14 protein-coding genes are annotated in these 13,348 nt (G+C 64.5%); 7 read left to right on the top strand and 7 right to left on the bottom strand.

The window, feature by feature from the left end:
* Positions 1-79 precede the first annotated feature (79 nt).
* The 4 genes from AC5Y5O_RS09815 to AC5Y5O_RS09800 all read left to right on the top strand — a co-directional run bounded on the left by AC5Y5O_RS09815 (position 80) and on the right by AC5Y5O_RS09800 (position 4,368).
* The gene (locus tag AC5Y5O_RS09815) at positions 80-463 is read left to right on the top strand and encodes a DUF1330 domain-containing protein (protein WP_500024864.1); all 384 of its coding nucleotides are present in this window, start codon (positions 80-82) and stop codon (positions 461-463) included.
* A gap of 143 nt (positions 464-606) precedes the next feature.
* The gene (locus AC5Y5O_RS09810; protein ID WP_500024862.1) at positions 607-2,409 is read left to right on the top strand and encodes an AMP-dependent synthetase/ligase; all 1,803 of its coding nucleotides are present in this window, start codon (positions 607-609) and stop codon (positions 2,407-2,409) included.
* 112 nt (positions 2,410-2,521) lie between these two features.
* The gene (locus AC5Y5O_RS09805) at positions 2,522-3,877 is read left to right on the top strand and encodes a WS/DGAT/MGAT family O-acyltransferase (RefSeq protein WP_096290487.1); all 1,356 of its coding nucleotides are present in this window, start codon (positions 2,522-2,524) and stop codon (positions 3,875-3,877) included.
* A gap of 5 nt (positions 3,878-3,882) precedes the next feature.
* Positions 3,883-4,368 (top strand): NUDIX hydrolase, encoded by a 486-nt coding sequence (locus AC5Y5O_RS09800; protein ID WP_096290486.1) that lies wholly within the window; start codon positions 3,883-3,885, stop codon positions 4,366-4,368.
* Here the strand turns inward: AC5Y5O_RS09800 and AC5Y5O_RS09795 are convergent.
* On the bottom strand, positions 4,352-5,425 hold the full coding sequence (locus AC5Y5O_RS09795; protein ID WP_096290485.1) for a DUF2330 domain-containing protein: 1,074 nt from the start codon (positions 5,423-5,425) through the stop codon (positions 4,352-4,354). The two genes, AC5Y5O_RS09800 and AC5Y5O_RS09795, sit on opposite strands and share 17 nt — an antisense overlap.
* Before the next feature lie 80 nt (positions 5,426-5,505).
* On the opposite strand from AC5Y5O_RS09795, the gene AC5Y5O_RS09790 reads away from it, so the two are divergent.
* Positions 5,506-6,786 (top strand): cytochrome P450, encoded by a 1,281-nt coding sequence (locus tag AC5Y5O_RS09790; protein ID WP_096291432.1) that lies wholly within the window; start codon positions 5,506-5,508, stop codon positions 6,784-6,786.
* Positions 6,787-6,800: 14 nt separating this feature from the next.
* Here AC5Y5O_RS09790 and AC5Y5O_RS09785 read toward each other — a convergent pair whose 3' ends face one another.
* Both AC5Y5O_RS09785 and AC5Y5O_RS09780 read right to left on the bottom strand, forming a co-directional pair.
* On the bottom strand, positions 6,801-7,133 hold the full coding sequence (locus AC5Y5O_RS09785) for a DUF732 domain-containing protein (RefSeq protein WP_096290484.1): 333 nt from the start codon (positions 7,131-7,133) through the stop codon (positions 6,801-6,803).
* Positions 7,134-7,258: 125 nt separating this feature from the next.
* Complete coding sequence (locus AC5Y5O_RS09780; protein ID WP_096290483.1) at positions 7,259-8,344, bottom strand: ATP-dependent DNA ligase; 1,086 nt, start codon at positions 8,342-8,344, stop codon at positions 7,259-7,261.
* A gap of 37 nt (positions 8,345-8,381) precedes the next feature.
* On the opposite strand from AC5Y5O_RS09780, the gene ligD reads away from it, so the two are divergent.
* A complete protein-coding gene (gene ligD / locus AC5Y5O_RS09775; protein WP_500024859.1) occupies positions 8,382-9,422 on the top strand; it encodes a non-homologous end-joining DNA ligase in 1,041 nt (346 codons plus the stop codon).
* 286 nt (positions 9,423-9,708) lie between these two features.
* Here the strand turns inward: ligD and AC5Y5O_RS09770 are convergent, their stop codons facing one another.
* The 3 genes from AC5Y5O_RS09770 to AC5Y5O_RS09760 form a co-directional block, all read right to left on the bottom strand.
* The gene (locus AC5Y5O_RS09770; protein ID WP_096290481.1) at positions 9,709-9,921 is read right to left on the bottom strand and encodes a hypothetical protein; all 213 of its coding nucleotides are present in this window, start codon (positions 9,919-9,921) and stop codon (positions 9,709-9,711) included.
* Positions 9,922-9,991: 70 nt separating this feature from the next.
* Positions 9,992-10,822: a rhomboid-like protein gene (locus AC5Y5O_RS09765; RefSeq protein WP_500024857.1), complete on the bottom strand. Its 831-nt coding sequence runs from the start codon at positions 10,820-10,822 to the stop codon at positions 9,992-9,994.
* Between the two features lie 90 nt (positions 10,823-10,912).
* Positions 10,913-11,083 (bottom strand): hypothetical protein, encoded by a 171-nt coding sequence (locus tag AC5Y5O_RS09760; RefSeq protein ID WP_165796493.1) that lies wholly within the window; start codon positions 11,081-11,083, stop codon positions 10,913-10,915.
* Positions 11,084-11,323: 240 nt separating this feature from the next.
* Here AC5Y5O_RS09760 and AC5Y5O_RS09755 point away from each other — a divergent pair, with 240 nt between their 5' ends.
* Positions 11,324-12,526 (top strand): cytochrome P450, encoded by a 1,203-nt coding sequence (locus AC5Y5O_RS09755; RefSeq protein WP_500024855.1) that lies wholly within the window; start codon positions 11,324-11,326, stop codon positions 12,524-12,526.
* 21 nt (positions 12,527-12,547) lie between these two features.
* On the opposite strand, the gene AC5Y5O_RS09750 is transcribed toward AC5Y5O_RS09755, so the two are convergent.
* Entirely contained in the window at positions 12,548-13,117 is a 570-nt protein-coding gene (locus AC5Y5O_RS09750) for a TetR/AcrR family transcriptional regulator (protein ID WP_096291431.1), read from the bottom strand.
* Positions 13,118-13,348 lie beyond the last annotated feature (231 nt).

Below are 13,348 nucleotides of genomic sequence, written 5' to 3'. Positions count from 1 at the left end.
GGCGCTTTCGCGCCGCAGCGGTGAGGGAGTCGAGGTACTTTCGTCTCGCATGTGATCGCACGACGGCAGGGAGATTCAGATGAGCGAGCTGCAACCCACCCCCGAGCAATTCGCGGCGCTCGCCGCGCGGCCGGCCGACGCGCCGGTGGTGATGATCAACCTCCTGAAGTTCAAGGCCGAGGGCGGCCTGGAGCGCTACGCCCAGTACGGGCGCGAGGTCACACCGCATCTCGAACGTGCCGGTGCCGTGGTCCGCTATATGGGCGGATCACCTGCGGCAGTGATCGGTGAGGGTGAAAAGCCTTGGTGGGATACGATTCTCGTCGTTGAATACCCGTCGCCGCAGGCCTTCATCGACATGGTGACGAATCAGGACTATCTCAAGGTCCACGAACATCGCGCCGCCGCCCTGGACCGCGGAGACCTTATCGCCACCTCGGTGTGGTCGATCGGCGAAAGCTGAACCCTATGAGTCCATCGGCCCTCGAGGCCGGGACCTATGGCCACTGGAACCGCGCGGTCAGTGCGGTTAGCGTCGGGCCAGGAATAGCTACAGCCAGGAGGTGGGTCTCGTGGATACCCACTGTCTTCGAGAGTCGTCTGATCATGCGTGAATTCAGCGTTCCCGCGAACTTCAGCATCGACGAGCGTGACAGCATCGTCGCCAGTGTGTATGCGCATGAGCGGGACGACCCCGATCATGTGATCTTTCAGCGTCTGGTCAACGACGTGTGGCGGGATGTGACCTGCGCGCAAGCCGCTCAGCAGATCAGGGAAACCGCGCTCGGCCTGATCGCGGAGGGGGTGAACGCCGGAGACCGCGTGGCGATCTTGGCGGCCACCTGCTACGAGTGGGTGATTCTCGACTACGCGATCCTCTCGGTCGGAGCGGTCACCGTCCCCATCTACGACACCTCGTCGGCCGAGCAGGTCCGCTGGGTGCTGGAGGATTCGGGCGCGGTGTTGGTGATCACCCAAAGCGATGCTCACGGCCAATTGGTCAAGGAACTGAGCACCGAACTGCCCGCACTGCGCAAGATCCTGCACCTCGAGACGGGCGGGCTATCCGCGCTCGAGGAGCTGGCCACGTCCGGGAAATCGGTCGAAGCGGGCGAACTGACCAAGCGGCTGGCGGCACTGCGGGCCGCGGACCCCGCGACGCTGATCTATACCTCGGGTACAACGGGCCGGCCTAAGGGCTGCCAGTTGACGCATTCCAATCTGCTCTGCGAGACACGTGGTGCGGCAATGTATTTCCCGACGTTGCTGTGCAAGGGCCAACGGCTGCTGGTGTTCTTGCCGCTGGCTCACGTATTGGCCCGCGCATTGTCGATGTCGGCCTTTGCCACCAAAGTCACCATCGGCTACACCGGCGACATCAAACACCTGATTCCGACCTTGGCCGCGTTCAAGCCCACTGTCGTCGTGTCAGTTCCGCGTGTCTTCGAAAAGGTCTACAACACAGCAGAATTGAAAGCCCACGACAGCGGGAGGCGGGGGATCTTCGAGGCGGCCGTGCGGGCGGCGATCGAGTGGAGCATGGCGCTGGATGCCGGTGGTCCGGGGCCGCTATTGCGAGCCAGGCACGCTCTGTTCGATCGGCTGGTCTACCACAAATTGCGCACTGCGCTGGGCGGCGACTGCCACGCGGCGGTTTCCGGTGGGGCCCCGCTGGGCAAGCGCTTGTGCCACTTCTACCGGGGCGCGGGCCTGACCATTTATGAGGGCTACGGCCTCACTGAGACCAGCGCCGCGATCACGGTGAACCTGATCGGCGAGGAGCGTCTTGGCACGGTGGGAAAGCTGTTGCCCGGCAACAGCATGGCGATCGCCAACGACGGCGAGGTGCTGGTGCGCGGCGGCGTCGTGTTCAGCGCGTACTGGCACAACGACAAGGCCACCCGAGAGGCGATCACCAACGGGTGGTTCCACACCGGCGATCTCGGCACGATGGACGACGACGGCTACTTGTCGATCATCGGCCGCAAAAAGGAAATCATCGTCACCGCGGGCGGCAAAAACGTTGCCCCGGCCGTCCTCGAAGATCAGCTGCGGGCACACCCGCTGATCAGTCAGGCGATGGTGGTCGGCGACAACAGGCCCTTCGTGGCCGCGCTCATCGCGATCGACCCTGAGGGCTTCGAGGTGTGGAAGCAGCACCACGGTAAGGGCGCGACCGACTCTGTCGCAGATCTGACCGACGACCCCGAATTGGTCAGCGAGATCGGCGGAGCGGTCGAACAAGCCAATCGTGCGGTGTCGCATGCCGAATCGATCCGCAAATTCCGGATCTTGCCGGTCGACTTCACCGTGCTCACCGGTGAACTGACTCCCACTCTGAAGGTGAAGAGAAACATCGTCAGGATGCGGTTCGCCAACGAGATCGAGGCGATGTACGCAAAGGCGTGACCGCCGGCGTCTGGTCAGCCGCCGGTGCGCCCAGGCGCAACGCGACGCTTCCCGGCATGGTTGCGCAGGATTGCGCCTTCGCTTCCCACCTCGATCGCGGTCTAATTGGGTGATGGAACTGATGAACCCCGCCGACGGGATCTTTCTGCTGGGCGAATCCCGTGAACACCCCATGCACGTCGGTGGCCTGCAGCTGTACGAACCCCCGGGCGGCGCCGGTCCGGAGTTTGTGCGGGAGTTCTACGACAGCTTGGTGGTCCAGCGTGATTTCCAGCCCACCTTTCTCAAGCGTCCGGCGACCTTCTTGGGCGGCATCGCCAACCTCGGGTGGTCCTACGACAAGGACCTCGATATCGACTATCACGTCCGGCGCTCCGCGCTGCCCTCGCCTGGGCGGGTCCGCGATCTGCTCGAGCTGACCTCGCTGCTGCACAGCGCCCTGCTCGATCGCCACCGCCCGCTATGGGAGGCGTACGTGATCGAGGGACTCAAGGACGGCCGGTTCGCGATCTACACCAAGATGCATCACTCGCTGATCGACGGCGTCTCGGCGCTGAAGCTGATGCAACGCGCACTGTCCGCCGATCCCGAGGACACCGAGATCCGGGCACCCTGGAGCCTACCTAAATCCAAGCGCAAATCCGCGCCGACGTCGCGGTTGAGTGCGTTGATGCATGCGGCGGGATCCCTTGCCGCACTTGCCCCGTCGACGTTGTCATTGGCCCGTGCGGCGCTGTTCGAACAGCAACTCACGCTGCCGTTCGGCGCCCCGCGCACGATGCTCAACGTCAAGATCGGCGGCGCCCGCCGGTGTGCCGCGCAGTCATGGTCGGTGGACCGCATCAAGAACGTCAAAAACGCGGCGGGCGTCACGCTCAACGACGTCGTCCTGGCGATGTGTTCGGGTGCGTTGCGTTACTACCTCCTCGAGCGGGATGCACTGCCGGAAACGCCGCTCTTGTCGATGGTCCCGGTGAGCCTGCGCCGTGAGGACGAGGCCGATGCCGGCGGAAACCTGGTCGGCGCCATCCTGTGCAACCTGGCCACCGACATCGAGGATCCCGCCAACCGGCTGGAGACGATCAGCGAGTCGATGTACAAGAACAAGACGGTGTTCTCCCAGCTGCCGCGAGCACAGGCGTTGGCGCTTTCCGCGGTGAACATGAGCGCGCTGGCGATGTCGGTGGTTCCCGGATGGGTGAATTCGACGTCACCGCCGTTCAACATCATCATCTCCAACGTTCCGGGACCCCGTGAGCAGATGTACTACGGCGGCGCCCGCCTGGACGGCAGCTACCCGCTGTCGGCGATTCTCGACGGCCAGGCGTTGAACATCACGCTGGTGAGCAATGCCGACAAGCTCGACTTCGGGCTGGTCGGGTGCCGGCGTAGCGTCCCGCATTTGCAGCGGCTGCTCGCGCATCTGGAGGAGTCGCTGAAAGACCTGGAACGCGCCGTCGGAGTCTGAGCCCGTTGCCGAAATTCAGTGCGGGAGTGCTGCTGTACCGGGCCCGCGACGGTGTTGTGGAAGTCCTGATCGCACACCCGGGTGGTCCGTTTTGGGTTCGCAAAGACGACGCGGCGTGGTCGATTCCGAAAGGCGAGTATTGCGGCGGCGAGGATGCCTGGGCCGCCGCGCAGCGCGAGTTTTCCGAGGAGCTCGGCTTACCGGTCCCGGCCGGACCGCGCCTCGACCTCGGTGCGCTGAAGCAGCCCAGCGGCAAAGTGGTCACCGCCTTCGCCGTCCGGGGCGACCTGGACGTCCGGAGCACGCGTAGCAACACCTTCGAGTTGGAGTGGCCGAAGGGCTCGGGCAACGTGCGCGAGTTCCCCGAAGTCGATCGGGTCGGGTGGTTCCCGGTGGCGCAGGCGCGCGTCAAATTGCTTAAGGGACAACGACCTTATCTCGACTTGTTGATGGCGCAGCCGGAGCTGACGGGCCTCACCGAAGGGTGTTAGTCCGCTGCCTTCGCCGGCGGACGGCGAAGAAGACCACCGGCACCGCGATCGCGAGCACGACGAACACGAATACCACAAATACGATCAGCTCGACCGGGATGACCGTGTTGTGGTCGACGTAAATCACCTGCCGGTACGCGTCATCGCTGGCCGCGTTGGCGAAGGTGAAGTCCGACGAGATCTGTTCCGGCTTGGGGATACTGACCTGAAGCTTGGTCAGATAGCCGCCGTGGTCGGCGGACAATTCGCGCAGCAGCGGGTTACGTACCTCGGCCGCGACATTGCCCGCGAATTGGACTTGCACCGTCTGGCCGGCCGCATCGGCGTCGGTGCGCTGCTGACGATGATCGGACAGGGTGAAGACCGTGACTTGTTGGGGACCTGCTGCCGCGACCGACAATCGCATGGGATAGACCAGTTTCGTCGACGGGAAGGTCATCCGCACCGGGTTCAGGCCACCCACGATGGGGTCCGAACTGGTCAGCCGGATCGCGACGAACGACCATCCGTCACGCACATACGGACCCAGCGCGTCCGACACCGCCGGGCGAACGGCATAACCGTTGTCGTCCAACCACTTTTGCAATCCGCTCAGATCACCGCCGGCCAGCGTGGTGGCCTCCAGCGGCCCGAGCTGAACCTGGTTGACGACCGTCGGTCCGCGGGGGGCCGCTGCGGCGTCGAGTGGCGCGGGCGCGCTGGCACCCAGCCCGCCCAGGACCCAGTGCCGGCGCTGCTGTACTCGGGGGGCGGTGAGTGTGTCCAGCTCGGCGAAGGTCTCCTTGTCGCCCTCGGTGACGATCGCCGGGGTCGGCGTGGGCACCACCAGGGCGACGTTGTTCGTGTCGGCATTCAGGGCCAGCTGCATCACGATGGTTTCGCTGGATCCGTTCCAATGCAGCAGCGCGACTTCGTGGTTCATGGCGGCCTGGCCGCCGGTGGGAGGGACGATCGCGCCGCACGCGCAGGCATACCCCGGGGCAGCCATGGCCACATTGGCCAGGGTAGCCAGCAGAACCGCGACCAGACCCAACCCGCAAGTGCGGGGTATCTTCATGCCGCACATGCTAGTTGCTGACGAGCGCGCGGTCACCCACTTCTCAGGGCTACTTAAGGTGGGATATGCACAATGTGGCCATGACGACTGTGCCGATTCAGCCGCCCGCCGAACCCGACGACCAGGCCGAATCGCAGAAGTTGCTGTTCGCATTCCTCGATCCGGCTACTCGAGCCAACCCGTATCCGCTGTGCGCGGAGTTTCGCGGTCGCGGACCGATCCTGTTGCCCGACGCGCACCTCGCCGTCTTCTCGACCTACCGGGACTGTGACGACGCGCTGCGGCACCCGGCGTCAAGCAGCGACCGGATGAAGTCGACGCGCGCTCAAGAGCAGGTCGAAGCGCAGATCCGGGAGCTCACCGCGGCGGGTGCGCCACCACCCGCGCAACCCCCGCCGGGATTTCTGTTCCTCGATCCTCCCGACCACACGCGCCTGCGCAGGCTGGTCAGCAAGGCGTTCGCGCCGAAGGTGGTCAATGCGCTGCGGCCCGACATCAGCGTCCTGGTGGGCGGATTGCTCGACGCGATCGCGGAGAAGGGCTGCTTCGACGTCATCGACAATTTCGCGTACCCGCTGCCGGTCGCGGTCATCTGCCGACTGCTCGGCGTACCGCTGGAAGACGAGCCGAAATTCAGCCACGCCTCGGGACTGCTTGCGCAAGCACTGGATCCGTTCGTCACGTTCACCGGTTCGGCCTCCGATGGTTTGCAGGAACGCCTCGACGCCGGAGCGTGGCTGCGGGAGTACCTGCACGGCCTGATCGACCGGCGTCGTTCGCGGCCCGGCGAGGACCTGATGTCGGGTCTGGTCGCGGTGGAGGAGTCCGGTGATCAGCTCACGGAGGAGGAGATCGTCTCGACTTGCCTGCTGCTGCTGGTCGCGGGTCACGAGACCACGGTCAACCTGATCGGCAACGCCGTCTTGGCCATGCTGCGAGAGCCGGCGCACTGGACGGCGTTGGGCGCCGACGCGAACCGTGTCTCGGCGGTGATCGAGGAGACCCTGCGCTACGACCCGCCCGTGCAAATGGTTGGCCGAATTGCGCTCGAGGACATGAAGATCGGGCAAGTCGAGGTGCCTGCGGGTGATGTGATGATGTTGCTGCTGGCCGCGGCACACCGCGACCCCGCCGAATTCGATCGGCCCGATACGTTCGATCCCGATCGGGGAACGTTGCGGCACTTGGGCTTCGGTCGCGGCCTGCACTACTGTCTGGGCGCACCGCTGGCGCGAATGGAAGCCGGCATCGCCCTGTCGGAGGTGGCTGCGCGTTTCCCGACCGCGCGACTGGACAGCGAACCGCAGTACAAGGCGAACGTCACGCTGCGGGGGTTATCCGAGCTGACCGTCGCGGTGTGAGTTCGTCGGCCGGGTTAGCTGCTCGGCAGTCCCATTCTGGGGGCGTACTGCGGGCAGAAGTTTGCGACCGATGCGGCGATGAACAGCGCGGACTGATTGCGGTCGAGCCCGGAGTGCTGATTGAGGTATTGGTAGGCAGCCTCTTGGTAGTCGAGCATCGCGCAGACTTCCTGGGCGTCCTCAATCAGCGCGCCATCCGTTGCGTTGGTCCCGATCCCGGCCGCGCGCACCTGTTGGAGGAAATCGGCCGTCGTTGCATGTGCGATCGGCGGTGCGCTCCCGATCAGCGCGATGGCCGCCAGGATTCCTATGGCCATGGGCTTCTTCACGGCCGCAGCAGCGTTCATTCGTTCCCTTCCTTCGAAGTTTGCACACTAAGGATCCGCTTCCGCCGCCAGTCCTGCAACGGAACTTTTTGCGAACGCTCACTCAACTCCGCCGGATTCGCTGGAACCAATCAGCCGGTGCTCTTTCAGCCCAGGCCGGGCACGATGTCGCCCAGGCTGAAAGTGACTGGCTGTTCGAGTTGTTCGTAGGTACACGAGCGGGGATCGCGATCGGTACGCCACCGGCTGAACTGGGCGGTGTGACGGAACCGCCGGCCTTCCATGTGGTCGTAGCGGACCTCGACTACCCGCTCGGGTCGCAGCGGGACGAAGGACAGATCCTTACCGGCGTTCCACCGCGACGTTTCGTTCTTGCGCGGGGTGCGCTCGCCGGCCTCGTGCGCGGCCCAGTTCCACGGGTGGTCATCGAAACTGGTTATCAGCGGCTGTAATTCGGTAAAGAGGCGCCGTCGTTCGGCCATCGGAAACGCGCCGATGACGCCAACCGACGCCAGCGCTCCATCGTCTTGATAGAGCCCGAGCAGCAGCGACCCGATCGCTTGAACTTCTGGGCCGCCGGACTTGTGCACCCGATAGCCGGCGACCACACAGTCGGCGGTCCGCTCGTGTTTGATCTTGAACATGACGCGCTTGTCCGGCTGGTATGTGATGGTCAGTGGCTTGGCGATGACGCCGTCGAGACCGGCTCCCTCGAACTCGTCGAACCAGCGCTGCGCCGTCTCGAGATCGGTGGTCGCCGGCGTGACGTGGAACGCCGCGGCCGATCCGGCCGCGGAAACAGGCACCGCGTCGACCAGGGCGGCGCGCCGGTCGCTGAACGTGCGCCGGGTGAAATCCTCGTCGCCGAGGGCCAGCAGATCGAATGCGATGAATGCCGCCGGGGTCTGCTCGGCCAGCATCCGCACCCGCGAGTCCGCCGGGTGAATGCGCTGTTGCAGTGCCTCGAAGTCCAGGCCGTGGTCGGTGGCGATGACGATCTCCCCATCGATCACGCAGCGCCGTGGCAGCTCGGCCTGGGCCGCGGCGATCAGCTCGGGGAAGTAGCGGGTCATCGGGCGCTCGTTGCGGCTACCCAGCTCGACCTGATCGCCGTCCCGGAAGCAGATGGATCGGAAGCCGTCCCATTTGGGCTCGTAGGAGGCTTCCGGGGGTATCGCTTTGACCGACTTGGCCAGCATCGGCGAAACCGGCGGCATGACGGGCAAGTCCATTCGTCCATTCTGACGCGGGGCGTGCTGGAATCGAGAGATGGCTGCGGCATCCGAAGAGCTCGACGTCGACGGCGTATCGGTTCGTCTATCCAGCCCGGACAAGGTGTACTTCCCGAAGCTCGGGTCGAACGGCACCAAGCGGCGGCTCGTCGAGTACTACCGTGCCGTGGCAGGCGGCCCGATGCTGGACGCGCTGCGCAACCGGCCGACGCATCTGCAGCGCTTTCCGGACGGCATCGACGGCGAGGAGATCTATCAGAAGCGGATACCGCAGCATCATCCCGAGTACTTGGAGACCTGCCGGATCACTTTTCCGTCGGGGCGGACCGCCGATGCGCTGATGGTGACGCATCCCGCCGCGATCGTGTGGGCGGCGCAGATGGGCACGATCACGCTACATCCCTGGCAGGTGCGGTGCCCCGACACCGAGCATCCCGACGAGCTGCGCATCGATCTTGATCCCCAGCCCGGTGTCGGTTTCGAGCAGGCGCGTTCGGTCGCGGTAGACGTGTTGCGTCCGTTGCTCGACGAGCTTGGCCTCGTCGGCTATCCCAAGACGTCCGGGGGCCGCGGGATCCACGTTTTTATCCGGATCGCCACCGACTGGGATTTCATCGCCGTGCGCCGAGCCGGCATCGCACTGGCGCGTGAAGTCGAACGCCGCGCGCCGGACGCGGTGACAACGTCCTGGTGGAAGGAGGAACGCGGCCAGCGCATCTTCATCGACTTCAACCAAAACGCCCGCGACCGCACGATGGCCTCGCCCTATTCGGTGCGACCGACGCCGATCGCGACCGTGTCGATGCCGTTGAGCTGGGGCGAGTTGGCCGACGCGGAGCCGGACGATTACACGATGGCGACCGTGCCGGACCTGATGCAGGACCGCGACGACCCATGGGCCGGCATGGACGAGGACGCTCAATCGCTGGCCCCGTTATTGGACATGGTCGAGGCGGACGAGGAGCGGGGAATGGGTGATATGCCCTATCCGCCGAATTATCCCAAAATGCCCGGTGAGCCCAAACGTGTGCAGCCGAGTCGGGATACGGATCTGACCAGGAAAAACAGGCCGAATTGAATGACAGTTTTTGCTGGTCGCACTTCTGGAGGGCGATCAATTTCTGCATTCAGCAGCCCCGTTCGGGGCATATTCTGGCATTCTGACAGCTAGATCATCGCGTTTCGCCGCGGAGGGGAATTACTGCGAGCGGGCCGACAACGGCTGGGGGCCTGAAGGACGGAGTGGCCATGCCTGGCCTGAGGAGCAAGCTCATTGTCGCGGCGATTCTCGCGGCCGCCGCCACCGCGACTGCCGGATGCACAACGCCGGTCACGATCGACTGCAGTCCCTACACCTGCTCTGCCTAATTCCTGACGGGCGAGGCACCGGTCGGCAGGAACAGCATCGTCAGCGGGAACTTCAGCGCTGCGCCGCCGCCGGAGATCGTGCAGTAGACGATTTCCATTTCCAGCGGCAATCGCCCGATCGGCCGGGTCTGCATATCCAGGTGCGGCTCGAGGTGATGGGGAGTGGCCAGCCAGTTGAGGCCGCGCTGGATCGACTCGACTAAGCTCATGTTTTGACTGTACGCCTGCGGTTAAAGATATTGTCGCACAGGAATTTTCGAGCCTTTGCCAGCCAGTCGACTAGGGCTGTGCCGGCTGCGGCACAAAACTCGGCTGGCCCGCCAACGCGCGCGGTGCGCCGTCGCGGGACCGCAACATCCAGGTGGCGACGAATGCGATCAGGGCGCCCGCGACACCGGCGGTTGGTGCCGGCCCGGCCGGTCCACAGAGCACCATGTAGCCGAACGCGGAGCCGACCACGAGCAACGCCGAGTGCACAAAAGTCCAGCTGGTGATGGAGCGCAGTCGGAAGGACACCGCGATACCCAACAACAACGCAACAACGTGACCAACCGCGGTGAAATCTGCGCTCAAGGCCGCCGCGATGGCGTTGCCCATCCACCACCCGACCCACACCGGCCGCCAGCGCGACGGTATCGATGCCGTGAGCGCCCCCAGAACGGACACGGCGCCGTAGCTCATCCCCACATCGGTGGCGCGTGCCAAGGACATCGGCAGCCAGCCTGCGGTCAGCGCTGTGGTGAGCCAGACGGCTACCACGAGCGTGGCACCGATATGGCCGACTGCGAATGCGATGACCAAACCCTTACTGCGCCAGATCAGTTCGCCCAGCGCCAGCAGACCCACCAGGCCCGGTAGCCAAAACAGCACGTGGCCGCCCTCGCTGACGAACGCGCTGCCGACCAACGTGACGATTTGGCCGTGCGCCAGATTGTGCAAATTGGTGCTCATCTCCCGCACCGCGACGTCGTGCACATGCGGACCGAGCGCCGTCAGCAGGAATGACACCCCGAGCAGCATGGTGGCGTACACGATGGTGGCCGGCAACCACGCCACCACGGACAGCACCCGCGAGCTCCACGCTGTCCGGCGGTTCTCAATGCGAAGCACGGCGGTTGTACCTTCGTGAGTCCGGTCGACTATTGGCGGCCAATGGTCACCGTTTGGGTCAACAGCCATGTCCGACATGCCTATTCCCCCTCACAGTGTTGACAACCATTCTGACGGAACCGGGGCGGTGCGGCCGGTGAGACCAATCACAGTCGCGGGCCAGCAGGTCAGCGATGATTTCTCGGTCGACGGCCCGATGGCGCGATCGAGGCGCGGGCTCGATCCGTGCCGGAGCGACGGATGCAGCTCGAACAGCGTCATGCTTCTAAATTTGAGGTCTGCCGCACTGGGGTGCCACGTTCTTAACGGATTCTTCACACCGGGGTGCTCAATCTTCATGGTTGTGGCAACGATTGCGCCGGAAGACAGCCACGCCGACAGCACTTCGCCGAATCCTTGACGCCGTCGTCCCGCGGCTGTTAGACATGGCCTGCGTGACCCATTTGGGCGATCGCTCAAACGCGACCCGGTGGAGGTCGCCGTGGGTAAGGGAAAGCATCGATGACTGTCGCGGAGGACACCGAGGTCTACTACGACCCCTATGACGTCGCCATCAACTCCGACCCATACCCGACGTACGCGCGGCTGCGCGAAGAGGCTCCGCTCTACTACAACGAGCAATACGACTTCTGGTCGTTGTCAAGGCATTCGGACGTCGAGCACGGGTTGGCCAATTGGCAGACGTTCTCGAACCGTCGCAGCGACATTCTCGAGCTGGTGCAATCGAAGTTCGATATGCCCCGCGGCGTGATGATGTTTCAAGACCCACCCGAACACACGAGGCTGCGCGGACTGATGTCGCGGGTGTTCACGCCGCGCCGGATGGCCGAAATCGAGGACCAGATCCGGCGCTATTGCGTGCGCTGCCTGGACCCGCTCGTCGGGTCGTCGGGATTCGACATCATTGCCGAGCTCGCGTCGATGATGCCCATGCGAGTGATCGGCATGCTGTTGGGAATTCCTGAATCCGAGCAGGTTTCGGTTCGCGACGCCAACGACGCCAACCTGCGCACCAAGCCGGGGGCGCCGCTGAAGGTCGCCAACGCCGATTCCATCGCCGATGGCCGCATCTACGCCGACTATGTCGAATGGCGGTCGAAGAACCCGTCCGACGACCTGATGACCACGCTGCTCAACGTCGAATTCGACGACGAAGACGGGGTGCATCGAAAACTGACTCGCAAGGAGGTCCTGCACTACACCCAGGTGGTGGCCGGTGCGGGCAACGAGACCACGGGACGACTGATCGGATGGCTGGCCAAAGTGCTCGCCGAAAACCCGGAACAGCGCCGGGAAATCCACCAGGACCGCTCACTGCTGAACCGCACTGTCGATGAGACACTGCGCTTCGAACCCACCGGGCCGCACGTAGCTCGCTGGATGGCAAAGGATTTCGAGTGTTATGGGAGGACCGTGCCGGCGGGCAGCGCGATGTTGCTGCTGTTCGGCTCCGCTAACCGTGACCCCCGCCGTTACACCGACCCGGACACCTTCAACATCCATCGCGACAACATCTCGCACATCACCTTCGGAAAAGGTGTGCACTACTGCCTGGGGGCGAACCTGGCCCGGCTGGAGGGCCGTGTCGCGCTCGACGAGATTCTCAACCGCTGGCCGGAATGGGATATCGACTACGACACAGCACAACTCGCCTCGACCTCGACCGTGCGCGGCTGGGAGAGACTGCGGGTCGTGCTGCCGTAGCCCGACAGTCGCGGGAGCGACTCAGTCCGGCATGTCACGATCCCGGCGGGTTTTCGGCTCCGGCATCTCGAATCGGTCCAGCAGTCGGTTCACCAGTGCGATGGCCGCGTCGTGGCCCCCGGAGGTACCCAGCCCTTCTTCCAGGATCAGGGTGCGGCCGATTGAGGCGATGAAGACCGCGATGGCCGCCGGCGGGAACTCGTCGGTGTCGATGTCGTGCCGGCGAATGATGAAGTTCAGCGCGGTGATCTGTTGCTCGCGCCACCGCTCCGACCATGCCGCGATCTCCGCGCGAATCTCCTTGCGGTGGTTGGCAAGTCCCATGAACTCCAGCAGTAGTCGGGTGTCCTTGGGCGCGATCAGCGTTTCCCAGAAGGCGTGCAGCGGGCGATCGGATGACAATGCCGTCTGCTGCCGCTCCAGGTAGACGGCGGCGCCGCTGCGGAAGACGGCCAGATACAGCTCGTCCATCGTGGGGAAGTAGTAGTGCACCAAGGCCGGTTTGACGCCGGCCTTGGCGGCCACCCGACGCGACGTCGCCGCGGCGTAACCCTCCTCGACCATGATCTGACTCGTCGCGGCCACCAGCATGTCGCGCGTCGTGGAGTCGCGCGGCTTCGGTCGCTCGGATGCAGTCACAGTCCGGTCATATCACACAGCAGGTTCGGCGACCATGTCGAAGAATGCGGCACTGGAGCTCGGGTACCCCGCTGCGCGGGGCCTGGGCCGAGACAGTGATCGGCGAGGAAAAGCGTTGAATATCCCAAATATTCGGCTTTGTGCACGGTGTCGCACCAATCGGGCCCGCCCGCGGTGTTGGTC

The sequence above is a fragment of the Mycobacterium sp. NGS40 genome (assembly GCF_059812735.1).
This window is presented reverse-complemented; position numbering and strand designations above follow the sequence as displayed.